Annotated in this window: 8 protein-coding genes; 4 read left to right on the top strand and 4 right to left on the bottom strand. The window is 69.0% G+C overall.

Features of this window, described 5'->3' with window-relative positions; genetic code table 11:
* The first annotated feature begins 78 nt into the window (after positions 1 to 78).
* From AC0J5K_RS14435 to AC0J5K_RS14420, 4 genes are all read left to right on the top strand, one after another.
* Positions 79 to 3,366: an adenylate/guanylate cyclase domain-containing protein gene (locus AC0J5K_RS14435; protein WP_274565406.1), complete on the top strand. Its 3,288-nt coding sequence runs from the start codon at positions 79 to 81 to the stop codon at positions 3,364 to 3,366.
* Entirely contained in the window at positions 3,363 to 4,211 is an 849-nt protein-coding gene (locus AC0J5K_RS14430; protein WP_074839591.1) for a class I SAM-dependent methyltransferase, read from the top strand. Before AC0J5K_RS14435 ends, AC0J5K_RS14430 begins: the two co-directional genes overlap by 4 nt.
* A complete protein-coding gene (locus tag AC0J5K_RS14425) occupies positions 4,208 to 4,597 on the top strand; it encodes a DUF3307 domain-containing protein (protein ID WP_074839594.1) in 390 nt (129 codons plus the stop codon). The genes AC0J5K_RS14430 and AC0J5K_RS14425 overlap by 4 nt, the downstream gene beginning before the upstream one ends.
* 110 nt (positions 4,598 to 4,707) lie before the next feature.
* The gene (locus tag AC0J5K_RS14420) at positions 4,708 to 5,913 is read left to right on the top strand and encodes an LL-diaminopimelate aminotransferase (RefSeq protein WP_048533978.1); all 1,206 of its coding nucleotides are present in this window, start codon (positions 4,708 to 4,710) and stop codon (positions 5,911 to 5,913) included.
* A gap of 76 nt (positions 5,914 to 5,989) precedes the next feature.
* Here the strand turns inward: AC0J5K_RS14420 and AC0J5K_RS14415 are convergent, their stop codons facing one another.
* The 4 genes from AC0J5K_RS14415 to AC0J5K_RS14400 are packed head-to-tail and all read right to left on the bottom strand — an operon-like array spanning position 5,990 to position 14,826.
* Entirely contained in the window at positions 5,990 to 7,075 is a 1,086-nt protein-coding gene (locus AC0J5K_RS14415) for a thiolase family protein (RefSeq protein ID WP_274565405.1), read from the bottom strand.
* Positions 7,072 to 8,214, bottom strand: a complete 1,143-nt coding sequence (locus AC0J5K_RS14410) for an AMP-binding protein (protein WP_274565404.1) — start codon at positions 8,212 to 8,214, stop codon at positions 7,072 to 7,074. The genes AC0J5K_RS14415 and AC0J5K_RS14410 overlap by 4 nt, the downstream gene beginning before the upstream one ends.
* A 37-nt stretch (positions 8,215 to 8,251) precedes the next feature.
* Positions 8,252 to 13,015 (bottom strand): translocation/assembly module TamB domain-containing protein, encoded by a 4,764-nt coding sequence (locus tag AC0J5K_RS14405; RefSeq protein ID WP_274565403.1) that lies wholly within the window; start codon positions 13,013 to 13,015, stop codon positions 8,252 to 8,254.
* Positions 13,015 to 14,826, bottom strand: a complete 1,812-nt coding sequence (locus AC0J5K_RS14400; protein WP_074839604.1) for an autotransporter assembly complex protein TamA — start codon at positions 14,824 to 14,826, stop codon at positions 13,015 to 13,017. Before AC0J5K_RS14400 ends, AC0J5K_RS14405 begins: the two co-directional genes overlap by 1 nt.
* Between the last annotated feature and the right edge of the window lie 82 nt (positions 14,827 to 14,908).

Genomic DNA, 14,908 nt, shown 5'->3' with positions numbered 1-14,908 from the left:
AACCGGTTATAAGTGTGATGAATATCACTTTAAATACCTTTACTTGGAAATCTCGTTTGAGATCGGCAGGTGGTCCGATTGCAGGTTGAAGACTGGCTTCGCAGCCATGGGCTCGAAAAATACGTGGCGCGCTTTGCAGAGCACGAAATCGGCCTCGATATTCTCGAGACGCTGACCGGTGCTGATCTGCGCGAAATCGGCCTGCCGCTGGGCGCGCGCAAACGGGTGCTCAAGGCGATTGCAGAGTTCCGCGAGGCTGGCGACGGCCTGGCCCGGGCCCTGCCGGCGCCCCGGCCGGATTCGGGCGAGCGGCGACAGATCACCGTGTTGTTCTGCGATCTGGTGGATTTCACCGGGCTGGCCACGGCGATGGATCCCGAAGACCTCGAGGCGCTGATCGCCCGGTTTGTCGAAACCTGCCGAATCGAAGTGGCGCGCTGGGGCGGGCATGTGGGCAATTACCTCGGCGACGGGCTGCTGATCTACTTCGGCTGGCCGCAGGCCCATGAGGATGCGCCGCAGCGCGCCGCCCATGCGTCGTTGGCGCTGATCGGCGCGGCGGCCAAGCTGCTGGCCCCCTCGGGCCTGCCGCTGCGGGTGCGGGTCGGCATGGCCACCGGGCTGGTACTGGCCGGACGCAAGGTCGAATCCGGGTCGCTCCGGCTCGATACCGTGTTCGGCAAGACACCGAACCTGGCCGCGCGGCTCGAGGCGCTGGCCGCTCCCGGCGAAGTGCTGATCGACAGCGCGACGGCGGCGCTTTTGCCCGAGCCGCGCTTTGCGATGACCGATCTGGGGCCGCATCTGGTCAAGGGTTTCACCTCGGAGGTCGGCGTGGTGCGGCTTGACGGAGCCTCGATACAGTCGATGCCGGGCCGGGCGCGCAATGCGCGGCTCGGCGAGGCGCCGATCGAGGGCCGCGCCCGGCCGCTCAGCCGGCTTGCCGGTTGGTGGCAGGAGGTGGTCGAAGGCGCCGGTCTGCGCATCGTGCTGCTCGAAGGCGAGGCCGGTATCGGCAAGAGCCACCTGAGCGCGCATTTCCTGCGCGCCTGCCGCAACAGCGGCGGGCAGGGGCACGAGCTTCAGTGCTGGCCCTACAACGACAATGCCACGCTCTACCCGGTGGTGGCTTGGCTCTACGAGCGGGCGGGCGTGCTGCCCGATGCCCCGGTCGGTCAGCGGCGCGACGGCTTTGCCGCGCTGGCTGCGCACCAAGGGCTGGCGTCCGAAGTCTATCTGAGCGGTCTCGGCGATCTGCTCGATCTCGATCCTGCGCCACTGGTGCAATCGGCCGAGCTGCGCCGTTCGGCCTGGTTCGAGGCCATCGCGCAGATCCTGCGCGCCGATTGCGCCCATGCGCCGATGGTTCTGGTCTTCGAAGACATGCATTGGACCGACCCGCTGAGCGATCAGCTGCTCGGCCATCTGGCCGAATCCGCCGCCGATCTGCCTCTGGTCATCCTCGCCAGCGCGCGGCCGCAATATGCGCCGGGCTGGGCACATCACGGGCCGGTGCGCCGGATCGAGCTGTCGCGGCTGGGCCGGGGCGCGGCCGAACGCATGGTGGCGCAGCTTTCGGCCGGGCTGGCGCCGGAGGTGCGCGATCGGATCGTCGAGGCCTCTGACGGGGTGCCGCTGTTCGTTTCGGAGCTGACCCGCGACGTGATCAAGCGCGCCGGAGACGGCAGCGGCGACGCCGCCACGCTGACCATCCCCGCGACCTTGCAGGGGGTGCTGGCGGCGCGGCTCGAATCGGCGGGCGATGCGCGGCCGGTGGCGCAGGTGGCAAGCTGCATCGGGCGGATCTTCGATCCCGGAGTTCTGGCCCGGGTGACCGGCCGGGACTCGGTCGATCTGGCGGCCTTGCTGGACACGCTGGAAGCCCTCGCGCTGATCGAGCCGATCGAGGCCGGCGACACCCGCTACATCTTTCGCCACGCGCTCATTCAAGAGGCGGCGTATCAGTCGCAGCCGAAGTCGCGGCGGCGCGCGATCCACGGTGCGGTGGCCGATACCCTGGCGCTCAGCCCGACCGCGGATGACCGTGTGCTGGCCAACCACCTGACCGCGGCCGAGCGCTATTCCGAGGCGGTGGAACGCTGGAAGGGCGCCGGCATCCGCGCCGCGCGGCGGTCGGCCCAGGGCGAGGCGATCGAGCATTTCCGCCGGGGCCTGAGCCTGCTAGACAAGCTGCCCGCCGGGCGCGACCGCGACGCTCGCCGGCTGGCGATGCTGTTGGCACTGGGGCCGGTGCTGTCGTCGCACGACGGGTATGGCGCCGAAACGGTCGGCGCGCTTTATGCCGAGGCGGCCGCGCTGGCCGATAGTGTCGGGCATCCCTCCGACCGCTTTGCCGTGCGCCGCGGGCTTTGGATGTACCGCCAGATGAGCGCGCAATACATCGCCGCCGAAAAGGTGGCGCAGGAGATGATGGCGCTGACCGGCGATGCCGCGCCCGATGCCGCGCTGTCGCTCGAGGCCCGGCGCGCGCTAGGCGCCACCGCCTTCATGCTGGGCAACCTACGCGCGGCGCGGGGCCACCTGGAAGAGGCCATCGCCGGCTATGCCAAGGGCGACGGCGCCGGCAATATCGCACTCTACGGCGATGATCCGGGGCTGGGCTGCATGGCCTATTTGAGCAGCGGGCTGTGGTATCTCGGCGAACCCGAGGCTGCGCTGCGCTGCTGTGACGAGATGCTCTCGATCGCCCGGCGGATCGAACACCCGTTCTCGCTCGCCCGGTCGCTGACCTTTTCGGCCTTTACCTATCACCTGATGCAGGATTTCGACCGGCTGCTGCCCACCGCGCAAGAGGCGGCCGCGCTGGCCGAACGTTTCGAGTTTCCGTTCCACGAAGGGGTGGGGCGGATTCTTTTGGGCTGGGGGCTTTGTCGGCTGGGCGATCATGACCGTGGCCGCAGCCAGATCGACGCCGGCTTTGACTGCTACAACGCCTCGGGCAGCCACATGCTGCAACCACTCTATCTCACCCTGCGCGCCGGGCTGGCGCAAGATTGCGCCCTTCCGGACGAGGCTTGGGAAATGTCCCAGCAATCTCTGGCCGCGCTCGAACGCAGCCAGGAAAACCTTGTCCGCCCCGAGGTGCTGCGGGTGCATGGCGAGTTGCTGGCCCAGCGCGGGCAGGTGCCCGAGGGGCTCTGGCACATCGATCAGGCCTTGGCGGTGGCGGAAGAACAGGCCTCGGTGTTCTGCGCCCTGCGCGCGCATGTCTCGGCCAGCCGGATCAATCCGGGCCGGGCCGGGGCGCTGGCCGAGGCCCTGGCGCGGTTTCCGGCAGAAATGACCACCGCAGACCTTGCCGACGCCCGCGCGGCGCTGGCGACAATCCGGGAACGGGCCGGGTGAGCAACCGGGCCACGCATGACGTCTGGAACGGCCAGTCCGGCGCCGATTGGGCCGAACACCAGCCCGATCTCGATCTCTTACTGGGGCAGTCGATGCGGCGGCTGGCGGCGCTGCTGCCGCTGGCGCCGGGCCGCCAGGTGCTCGAGATCGGCAGCGGTGCCGGCAGTTTCAGCCTGGCGCTGGCCCATGCGGTTGCCCCCGGCGGGCGGGTGCTTGGCCTCGATGTCTCGGAGCCGTTGCTGCGCCTGGCGCGGGCCCGCGCCGAAGGCCGGGGCGACCTCGCCTTTGCCAAATGCGACATCCAGACCGATGCGCTCGATGCCGCCGGCTTCGACATCTGCGCCGCCCATGTCGGCATGATGTTCTTTTCCGATCCGGTAGTGGCGCTGACACGCCTGCGCCGGCGGCTGACCTCGGGCGGGGTGATCGTCTTCAACGGCTGGGCGGCGCGGGGCAACCCGTGGTTTTCCCTGCCCCTCGGCGTTGCCGAACGGCACCTTGGCCCGCTGCCGTCCCCGCCGCTCGGCGAAACACCGCCGCCCGGCCCGCTGGCCTTCGCCGATGTGACCTATGTAACAGGCCTGTTGCGTCAGGCGGGCTATCGTCAGGTGGAAGGATGGCAAGAGACCATCGCAATCCGCCATCCCGGAGGACTGGACGCGCTGATGCAGACACTGGCTTACGTCGGCCCGATTTCGACGCTCTATCGCCTGAAACAACCCGGTGCGGCGCAAAAGGCCCATATCGCCGGCGAGATCCGCGAGGCGTTCTCCGCCTTTGTCGATGCCGGCGGCGGCATCGACATGCCGGGCACCATGGCGTTTTATCGCGCGGTTGCGCCATGAGCGCCGAGGCGCAATGGCTTCTGCTCCTTCTCCTCGGTTTCCAGGTCAAGCATCTGGCCGGCGACTACCTGTTGCAGACCCCCTTCATGCTGAGCGGCAAGGGCCGCTACGGCCACCCCGGCGGCCTGGTGCATGCCGGCATCCATGGCGCGCTGAGCTTCGGGCTTCTGGCGCTGACCGGGGTGGGGGCCGGCGTTCTGGCCGGGCTCGCCCTGGCCGAGACGGTGCTGCATTACCATCTCGACTGGGCCAAGGAACGCTGGCTGCGCCGGCAGGCATTGACCACCGCCGATCCGCGCTTCTGGCTGGCGCTGGGTCTGGACCAGTTCCTGCACCATCTGACTTACCTCGGCATGGCGGCCCTGGTGGTGGTCACGCTGACCTGAGGGAAAATATTCGCCATTTCGGACGGCTCTGGTCCTGAATCGGGCTATCAACCGGCGGCGACGGCGGGTAAGCCATGGCGCATCATCCCAACAACAACCGAAATACTGCCATGTCCGATGAATTCTACCGCCTGAGCCTTCTGCCGCCCTATGTCATCGCCGAGATCAACGCGATGCGCGCGGCGGCGCGGCGCAAGGGTGAGGATGTGATCGATCTCGGCATGGGCAACCCCGATCTTCCGCCGCCGCAGCACGTCATCGACAAGCTGATCGAAGTGGCTTCGAAGCCCGACGCCCACGGCTATTCCCAATCCAAGGGCATCCCCGGCCTGCGCCGGGCGCAGGCCAATTACTACGGCACCCGCTTCAATGTCGAACTCGATCCCGAGACCGAAGTGGTGGTGACCATGGGCTCGAAAGAGGGGCTGGCCTCGCTCGCCACCGCGATTACCGCGCCGGGCGACGTGGTGCTGGCGCCCGATCCGTCGTATCCGATCCATACCTTCGGCTTCATCATGGCCGGCGCCACGATCCACGCGGTGCCGACGACACCGGACGAGTTCTATTTCGAGAGCCTCGAGAAAGCCGTCGCCGATTGTCGGCCCAAGCCCAAGGTGCTGGTGGTCAACTACCCGTCGAACCCGACCGCCGAGACGGTGGACCTGGCGTTTTACGAACGCCTCGTGGCCTTTGCCAAGGACAACAATCTCTATGTGATCTCCGACCTGGCCTATTCCGAGCTCTACTATGACGGCAAGCCGACACGCTCGATCCTCGAGGTGCCGGGCGGCAAGGATGTGGCGGTGGAATTCACCTCGCTGTCGAAGAGCTATTCCATGGCCGGCTGGCGCATGGGCTTTGCCGTCGGCAACCCCAAGCTGATCGCGGCGATGACGCGGGTGAAATCCTATCTCGATTATGGCGCATTCACTCCGATCCAGGCCGCCGCCTGCGCCGCGCTGAACGGGCCGCAGGACATCGTGGCCGAGAACCGCGCCCGCTATCAGAAGCGCCGCGACGTGATGGTCGAAAGCTTTGCCCGCGCCGGCTGGGACATTCCCGCGCCGGCCGCCTCGATGTTCGCCTGGGCGCCGCTGCCGCCGGCGCTGGCGCATATGGGATCGCTCGAGTTTTCCAAGGAGTTGCTGACCAATGCCAATGTCGCGGTGGCGGCGGGCATCGGCTATGGCCCGCGCGGCGAGGGCTATGTGCGCATCGCCATGGTCGAGAACGAGCAACGCATCCGCCAGGCGGCGCGCAACATCAAGCGCTACTTCCAGAAGATGGGGATCAACACCCCGGCGCAGGGGGACTGAGACCCGAGACCCGGGGGGCCAGCCCCCCGGACCCCCCGGCGGTATTTTCAAAGAGAAGAAGACCAGGGGACTTGGATCAGCCCTGGGTGCGCAGAAGCAGGGCGGTGCCGAGGCCGCCGGCGGAGGCGATGGCGGCGAGGCCGGTGCCGGGCGTCTTGCGCAGCTGGTGAAACAGGTCGACCGCGAGAATCGTGCCGCTGGCGCCTATGGGATGCCCACGGGCCAGGGCGCCGCCATCGCGGTTGACGATCTCTCGGGGGAGCTGCGCGCCCTGTTGGCAGGCGATGGCCTGGACGGCAAAGGCTTCCATGATCTCGGCGCTTATCAGCGTGTTAGCCGGGGTGCCCTCCAGGACAGCTTCTATGGCGGCCATCGGGGCGAGGCCGGGCATGTCCGGGGGGCCGCCGAGGGTTCTGCCGGCGATGATCCCGGCGCTTTGGCGGCCCTGGGCCACACGCTCTGACACCACCAGAACGAAGGCCGCGGCATCGGCAGCCACGGCCATGTTGGCGGCGGTGATCGTGCCATGGACCTGTGGTGCGCGGGCGCAGAGCCGGGGGGTGAGGGCGCGGGTGAAGGGATCTCTGGTGAGGCCGGCGATCTCGACGATGCCGGGAGCTGTGGCGGCGAGCGCCTTGCGGTGGCTTTCGATGGCCCAGGTGTCCTGTGTCTCGCGGCTGATCCCCTGGTCTCGTGCCAGGCGGTCGGCGGCTTCTGCCATGCCGGGGTCACGTTCCGGCCAGGGGGTGAAGCGGGCCTGGTCGTAGGGTTCGGGCGGGCGGCCGTCGGCGAAGCTGCGCAAGCGCTGCGGGCGGCGGGAATAGCTTTCGGCGCCGCCGGCGATCACCACCTCATGCAGGCCGCTTTGCACCATGGCCGCGGCGAGCAGCAGCGCGTCGAGGCCGCCGGCGCATTGCCGGTCGATGGTGAGCCCGGCGACGCGCTGCGGCAGGCCCGCCGCCAGGGCGGTGACGCGCGCCGGATTGCCGCCGGCGCCGAGGGCGTTTGACAGGATCAACTCGCCTATATCCTCGGGGGCAAGGCCGGCATCAGCCAGCAGGGCGTCGATCACCGGTGTGGCGATGTCGTGCGGCTCCAGCGTGGCGAAGGCGCCGTTGCGCGGCGCCACGGCGCTGCGGCGGGCGGCGAGGATGTGGCTCATGCCTCGGCCCTTCTGGCCAAGGCCGCGAGGTTGGGCTTGCCGGCCGGCAGGAGGGGCAGGGCATCAATGCGGATGAAGCGCTGCGGCACGGCCTGCGGCGGCAGGACGGCGCGGCAGGCGGCGCGCAGGGCCGCCTCCGGCGCGGTGCCCTGGACGAAGGCGATCATCCGGTGGCCCCTTGCGGCATCGGGGCGGGGTACCACCGCGCAGGCCGAGACGCCGGGCTGCCCTGCCACCACCGCCTCGATTTCCTCGGGAAAGACATTGTGATCTGCGACGGTGACCATGCGGCTCTTGCGGCCGCGCAGGAACAGATGGCCGGCCGCGTCGAGATAGCCCATCTCGCCGATGCTCAGCCAGTGGCCCGCGCGCCGGGTTTCGGCAGCGGCGCCGCTGGCGTAGCCGTCGAAGAGATAGGGGCTGGCGACCCAGATCTCGCCGGTTTCTCCCGCCGGCGCATCGATCCGCAAGTCAACGCCGGGATAGGCGCGGCCGACCGATCCGGCGGGCGTGCCGGCCTCGCTCATGGTGATGAAACTGGTCTCGCTGGCGCCAAAGAAAACCCGCAGATCGGCCGTCGCGAACCGCGCCCGAAGCTGGCCCTGCAACGCGCTGTCGAGCGCGCCGCCGCCGCAGAAGATATGGCGCAGCGCGGGGAATTCCTCGATCCCCGCCGCTTCGGCGCCGCGCAGCAGCAGCCGCAGCTGTGTCGGTGTCGCATAGATCACGCTGATCCGCCCCGTGGCCAGATATTGCGCCTGCGCGCGGGGCCGCATTCCGGCCAGCGCCGCCACATCGGCGCCGAGATGAAACGCTTCGAGCAGGGCGTAGAGCGTGAGCGAATGGCCAAGATCGCCAAAGCAGGCATAGCGCGCGGCGGGGCCGAGGCCAAAGAGCCCTGCGGTCACCTCGAACGAGCGCTGCCAGCTTTCGGGCCGTCGCCGGATCACCTTGGGCGCGCCCGAGGACCCGGAGGTCTCGCAGAACAGCATCGGCGGACCGTCCATGGCCAGCGGCCCCGCTGCCTGTGACAGATGCAGCGCGCCGCCGTGCCGGAGGGCTTGGACCAGCGCAGCGAGCCCGCGCGCCTCTGGCGTCAGCAGGGCGCTCTGCGGCGATATGACAAAGCTCTCTTGCATCGCCCCGTTCTGGCACATCCCGCCGGTCAAGGCGACGTCAGTAATCGCGCTCGTAAAAGATGCCGAGCCCGGTGTCGCCATCGTTGCCCAGCCGTCCGCGCACGGTGACGTCATCGGTCAGGTCGAGGTTCAGGTTGATTTCGCTGGTGCCGTCGCTCGACACCGTGACATCGGTATAGACCCGCTCCGAGATATAGGTTCCGACGCTGGCTTCGGTGTTGCCTTCGGCATCGGTGGCGATATCCAGATCGTCGACCCCCAGGCCCTCGCGCAGCGTGCCGGTGAGGCCGAGGCCGCCTTGCCCCGAGAGCGTGCGGATCGCCGAGGCAAGCTGAACTGCCTGGAAGGCCGAAATCGAGGTCACGTCCTGGCCGAAGAGCAGGAGCGACAGCGCCTCTTCCTCGGGCAAATCCGGGTCTGCGGTCACCGTCAGGTCGGGCGCCGAAGCCAGCCCGTCGAGCCGCAGCGTGACATCGACCTCGCCGACCTGGGTTGTCGCCGCGAAGGCGACCACAGGGTCAAAGCTGCCGCGTATCTGCACATCGCCCTGGGTCAGCGTCAGCCGGTTGCCCAGCAGGTCGAGCCGGCCACGGATCAACGAGAAGCTGCCGATCGGGACGATATCATTGGTCGATCCGGTGAGCCGCAGGCTGCCGCCGAGTTCGGCGTCGAGGCCCCGGCCGCGCACAAAGATGCGGTTGGGGGCCCGCACCAGCAGATCGAGCGGATAATCCGGGCCGATGGCATTTGCCGTCTCGTCCACCGGTTCGAGCCCGGCGAACCGCAGGGTCTGGCGGACATCGGCGGGCGGGTTGATGTGGCGCAGCCCGTCAAGCGCCGAATAGGAGGGCCCGATGTCGGGGATGCGCAGCTCGGCGGTGGCGATGTCGATCGCGCCGCCAATCCGCGCGCCGCCTGCCAGCGGCCCGCTCAGGGTGACGCGGCCGCCAAGCTGGGCCTCGTAGAGCGCGGCATCGCGCAGGGTGACATTGGCCAGCTCGGCCACGAGATCGGCGGTATAAGGCGCCTCGAGCGCGATCGGCCCGGAAATCCGCAGCTGGCCGCCGCTCGAGATATTGCCGGTCAGCGCCAGCCGCGCCTGTGCACCGGCCAGGTCGGCCTGCCCGGTGATGCCGGTCACCGCGATATTCTGGGCCGGCAGCGCCAGTCGCGCGTTGGCCAGGCTCAGCCGGCCCGAGACCGAGCTCAGCGCCGGCGGGCCGTTGACCGCGAGATTGAAGCTGACAAAGCCGCTCAGCGCCTGTCCCTGAAGCCGCCGATTGGCCAGCGCCAGAGGCACCCGGCCCTCGGTCGAGACATCGAGGCGCGAGAAATCCTGGGCCACGCTGCCGCGCGCCGCCAGCTGGATGCCGCCCGGGCCGGTGCCCGAGGCGTCGATGCGCCAGCGGTCGCCCTGCTGATCGGCGGTGCCCGAGAGCGTTGCAGGGCCCGGCAGATCGGGCACCAGAATGCCCAGGTCGGCCACCGCGACGCGATAGCTCAGACTGCTGCTGCCGCCGCCGAAACCGCCGTCGAGACGGAGGTCGAGGGCCTGGCCGTCGAACACCAGGTTGCGGAAGGTCAGCGCGCCGCTGGCACCGCGGGCGACGTTGACGTCGAAACGCGACGTGCCGCGCAGCAGCGGCTCCACCGTCGGCACGCCAAAGACCGGGCTGGTGACGGTGCCATCGGCCGCGATGTCGAAACTGCCGGCCAGGGCATCAACCGAACCTTGCGCCGTCACCGAGATCGCGCCCCCCAAGGCGCGGCCGGCGAGCGGCGAAAAGGCGTCGAGCCTTGCGATGCGGGCCTCGAGACGGCCGTCGGCGCGCAGTTCGGTCTGGCCGTCGCCGGTGATCGTGCCGTCAAAGCGTGCGCCGGTGTCACCCGGCAGATTGGCCTCGGCCGCAACCTGCCAGACCGCGTCGTCGCGTTGCGCCGTGCCGGTCACGCTGGCCGGACCGGGCAGATCGGGCAGGGCGACACCGAGATCGGCCACCGCGATGCGATAGGTCAGATCGCCGGTCCTCGGGCCGAAGGCGCCGCTGACATTGGCCTGAAGCTGATCGCCGACGATCACGGCACGGCGAATGGTGATCTCGTCGCCGATCTCCCCGGCCGCCGAAAGATCGAACGCCGTTGTGCCGCGCAGCAGCCCTTCGGCCACCGGCACGCCAAAGCGCGGGCTTTGCAGGTTGCCGCTGGCTGTCAGGTCGAAGCTCTGCCGCACGATATCGCCGCGGCCCTCGAGCGTGACCGAAGCCGCGCCCCCGAGATCGCGCCCGGCGAGCCCGGAAAAGGCCCCAAGCTCGGCGACCCGCGCCTCGGCGCGGCCGGTGATCAGCAGCGAGGTTTCGCCATCGCCGGAGATCGTACCGGAATAGCTGGCGCCGGTGCCGCCGGGCAGGCTGGCCTCGGTGTCGATCTGCCAGACTGCGTCGCGGCGTTGCGCCGTGCCGGTCAGTTCGGCCGGGCCCGAGAGGTCGGGCAGGGCCAGGCCCAGATCGGCAATCGTGAGATCGAAGGCGACGTCGCCGGTCTCGGGCCCGAAGCCGCCGGTCACCCGGGCGTCGATCTCCTGGCCGTCGATGACCGCCTCGCGGATGGTGATCGTGCCGCCGACGGCGCCCTCGGCCGAAAGATCGATCCGGGTCAGCCCGGGCAGCAGGGCCTCGGCCTGGGGCACGCCGAAACGCGGATCGCGCAGGGCGCCTTCGACGGTCAGGTCAAAGCTCTGCGCCAGCACGTCGGCCTGGCCTTCGAGCGTCAGATTGGCTGCCCCGGAAAGCGTGCGCCCGGCCAGCGGCGTGTAGGCCGACAGTCGTTGCACCACCGCCGCGGCCTCACCGGCGACCACCAGCGAGGACTGGCCATCGCCAGTGACCGAGCCGCGATAGCTAGCGGTCGTCTCACCCGGCAGCAGGGCATCGGCCGTAATGCTCCAGACGTCGCCATCCTGTGCCAGTTGCGCCGTGATTTCCGCCGCGCCCTCAAAGCCTTCGACAGCGCGCGACAGATCGGGCACGCGGGCGGTGAGCTCGGCCGACGAGGTGCCGGTGCGCAGGTTGGCCATGCCGGTGATGCTGGCGTGATCGGTGCGGATGGTCAGCGGATCGGCGCGCAGCCCGTCTTCGTTGCGCAACACCCCGAGACGCAGGATGCCCTCGCCTTCCAGCAACGGATCGAGCTGGGCGATGCCGGCGCCGAGATCGTCGGTCGCGCCGTCGAGCACCAGGTCGATCACGCCGGTCAGCGGCTCGATCCGCCCGGTGATCGCCAGTTCGGCGGCCCCGGTCAGCGCGACGCCCGCGAGATCGGCGAACCGACCGAGGTTTTCTGCCGCCAGCGTCACATCCGGCGCAATGGTCAGCGGCGCCTCGGCTTGCAGGCCGCTGATCACGGTCGAGCCGGTGAGGCCATAGTCGGCCCCGGTCAGGGCGATGTCGCGCAGCCGCAGCGGCGCGCCGTTGGCCCATCCGAAGTTGAGCGCGCCGCGCACCTGCGCCCCGATCGCGCGGGCCAGGGCGGCGTCGGCGGGGGCGATGCCCTCGGCGTTGACCGACACGCCGCCGGTCACGCTCTGATCGTCGCGCTTGATGGTGCCGGTGCCGTCAAAGGCGACCCGCTCGATGCTCAGGCTGGCCTGCTGATAGCCGCGCGCCGCGCCGTTGAGCGACCAGACATCGCCGGCCGAGGCGTCGAAGGTCGCGGTCAGCGAGGCGCCGGCGACAGAAGTCAGATCCCCCGGCAGCGGCAGGATCACCGTGTCGCCCTGCGGCGGGGTGATCTCGGCGTCGAAGTTGAAGCTTTCCGGCCAGCCGTCGGCGGCGATGCGGGCCTCACCCTCGATCGTCATGGCGGCGGCCTGGACGCGCAGGGCATCGAGGCTCATCGCTCCGCTGGCACGCCGCTGGCCGCTGGCCACGAGCGCCACGTCTCTCCCCAGGAACTCGCGGAACTGCGGCGCAAAGACCGGCGCGATGTCGCCGGACAGATCGGCGGCAAAGGAGGCGGCGCCATCCTCGCTGCTGCCCAGCCGGACCTGGCCGGACAGCCGCTCTTCGCCGGCGGTGGCCAGCAGGATGTCGGCGGTGAAATTGCTGATCGGGTCGTTGCCTTCGACGCTCAGCGCCACCGAGGGCCGGTCGGGAAGCTCGAGCAAATTGGCGGCAATGCCGTTTTCCGGCTCGCTCAGATCGAGATCGAGCGCCAGTTCGCGGCTGGCGTTGTCAAAAGCGGCATCGACGGTGAAAGAGCCCTCGCGGTCAAGGCGCCGCACCTCGAGCCGGGTTTCGCCGGCGCCGCCGGCCAGCTGCGCGCTGCCGGTGAACGCCATTTCGGCGGCCTCGCCGAACAGCGGCTCGCCGAGGATGGCCCGATCGATCCGCATTTCGTCGATCTGGACCGAAACCGGCAGTTCGGGCAGCGAAAAGGCGCCGCCGCCGCTGGCCTCGGGGGCAGGCATCTCGCCTTCGCTGGGCAAGGGCAGGCGGGGCAGGGCGATCTCCTCGACCGAGATCTCCTCGATCTCGACCCGGCCGCGCAGCAGGGCGCTGCGATTCCACGACAAGCCGACGCCCCGGGCGGTGAACCAGACGCCATCGGGATCGGTGACGGTGATCTGGTCGATCGTCGCGCGCGAGCTCAGCGCACCGGCAAACCCTTCCAGGCGCACCTCGCGCCCGGGCGCCGAAAGCGCGTCTTCGAGAATGCCCTGGATGAAGCCACGGTCGCTTTCACTGGTCTGGGCGACGGCGGCGGCAGGGGCGAGAAACAAAAGACAAAGCAGGAAAATCCGCATCAGAAGGCCTGACCAATCCCAATATAAATTTGTACGCCATCGCCGGTGTCGCCGGCCACCGGGCCCGCGACGTCAAGCCGGATCGGCCCGACCGGCGTCTTGTACCGCAGGCCGAGCCCCGCGCCGGCGTGCCATTCGCCGTCTTCGAACAGCTCGGCGCCGACGTAACCGGCGTCGGCAAAAGCCACCACGCCGATGGTGTCGGTCACGCCATAGCGCAGCTCGCCCGAGGCGGCGGCAAAGGAGCGGCCGCCCAGCGAAACCCCGTCGTAATCGGCCTCGAGCGATTGATAAGGCTGGCCCCGCACGGTGCCGCCGCCACCGGAATAAAACAGCATGCCCGGCGGCGCATCCTCGGCCTCGGGGCCGACCAGCGCCCCCAGTTGCAGCCGGGTGGCGGTGACAAAGCGTTCCTCTTGGCCATAGGCGCGATAGGCCCGGCCATCAAAGGTGAGATGCGCGCCCGGAGCTCCATCGACGGTTTCATAAAACGGTGTGGCGGCGCCGCGCAGGAAAAAGCCGCTGGTGGCGTCGAGTGGATCGTCGCGCTTGTCATAGGTCAGCGCCGTGGGCAACGACACGATTTGCAGCGTGCGCGTGGTCTCCGGTGTGGCAAACCGGTCGGTCACTTCGGAATAGCTGAGGCCGAGACCCAGCTCACCGGTGAGAAATTCGTTGAACTGCCGCGAGACACCGACCGTCAGCTCGGCCCGGCGCTCGAGGTAATCGGGCTCGTCCTCATATGCGAGACCGGCCTCGGCAAAAAACAGCGTGTCGGGGCCGTAGACCGCCGGCCGTTCAAACCGGAACGACAGCGCGTAATCGATTCCCTCTGCCTGAAGTCCGATCTGGCTGATCTCGCCCTCGACGCGAAACCGCTCGGCCCCGCCGAGGAAATTGCGGTGCAGCCAATAGCCGGTGAGGTTGAGCCCGCTAAAGGTCGATACCTCGACGCCGCCGCCGATGCGGCGCGGCTTGCGATCGATGACGGTGATTTCCATGTCGATCGTGCCATCCGGCTCGACCGCCTCGGCCTGATCGATCTGCACCGAGCGGAAGGTGCCGGTCTTGCGCAGCCGCCCGGCGGCGCGCTCGACCTCGCTGGTGGCATAGCGCTCGCCCTTGGGCAGCCCGGCGATCTGGCGCACCCGGGGCTCGCGCACCGTGGTCTGGCCGGTGACGGTGGTGTCGCCGAAACGGGCCCGGCGGCCCGGCGCGATACGCACATCCACGTCAAGCCGGGCCGTCGGATGGCGCGCGGCGATTGATTGATCGACGATCTCGGCCTTGGGAAAACCGCGCTCACGCCAATCGCCCACGGCGGTCTGTGCGGCATTGCGCACAACGGTGGCCAGCGCCGGTGCGCCGCTGCGAAATTCCTCGACCGGCGGATTGTCGCCACCCAGGGGCGCGATCTGCGCCTGACCCAGCCGGAAGCGGGGGCCGGGATCGACAAAGACGATCACCTCGTCAATCGTCGCCGGTTCCTGGAACGGGTCGATCAGCGCCGCTTCGCGTCCGTCGATTCCAATGCGGACGACGGCCGAGTAATAGCCCTGGGCATAAAGCGTTTCGACCAGCCGGGTGTAATCGGCCCGCGCCGCCGCAACCACGTCGCGCGGCACGGTGTCCGGGGATTTCTCCAGCGTATTCAGTACCGAAGCAGATTGCAGGCTCTCACCCAGCGCGGCGGTATCCGCTTCCGACTCGAGGCCGACGAGCCGAAGTTGCACCCGTTCGAGCGCCCGCGCTTCGAGGGTCAGGCTGGCCAGGGCCGCCCCCACTGCCAAAAACCGGCCGAATTTGAACATGCTCACTCCCTGCTCTGCGGTTTTACCGCAGCTTATGACAGAGGAGGATAAGTCTCCATGGCCAAAGGCAAGGGTCGGATCA

The sequence above is a fragment of the Marinovum sp. E3 genome (assembly GCF_055755275.1).
The sequence above is the reverse complement of the archived record's forward strand: the minus strand, read 5'-3'. Positions and strand labels throughout refer to the sequence as shown.

Excerpts from the sequence above, each read along its gene's own strand:
- AC0J5K_RS14425 (WP_074839594.1), top strand. The coding sequence starts at position 4,208 with ATGAGCGCCGAGGCGCAATGGCTTCTGCTCCTTCTCCTCGGTTTCCAG.
- AC0J5K_RS14420 (WP_048533978.1), top strand. The coding sequence starts at position 4,708 with ATGTCCGATGAATTCTACCGCCTGAGCCTTCTGCCGCCCTATGTCATC.
- AC0J5K_RS14415 (WP_274565405.1), bottom strand. The coding sequence starts at position 7,075 with ATGAGCCACATCCTCGCCGCCCGCCGCAGCGCCGTGGCGCCGCGCAAC.
- AC0J5K_RS14410 (WP_274565404.1), bottom strand. The coding sequence starts at position 8,214 with ATGCAAGAGAGCTTTGTCATATCGCCGCAGAGCGCCCTGCTGACGCCA.
- AC0J5K_RS14405 (WP_274565403.1), bottom strand. The coding sequence starts at position 13,015 with ATGCGGATTTTCCTGCTTTGTCTTTTGTTTCTCGCCCCTGCCGCCGCC.
- AC0J5K_RS14400 (WP_074839604.1), bottom strand. The coding sequence starts at position 14,826 with ATGTTCAAATTCGGCCGGTTTTTGGCAGTGGGGGCGGCCCTGGCCAGC.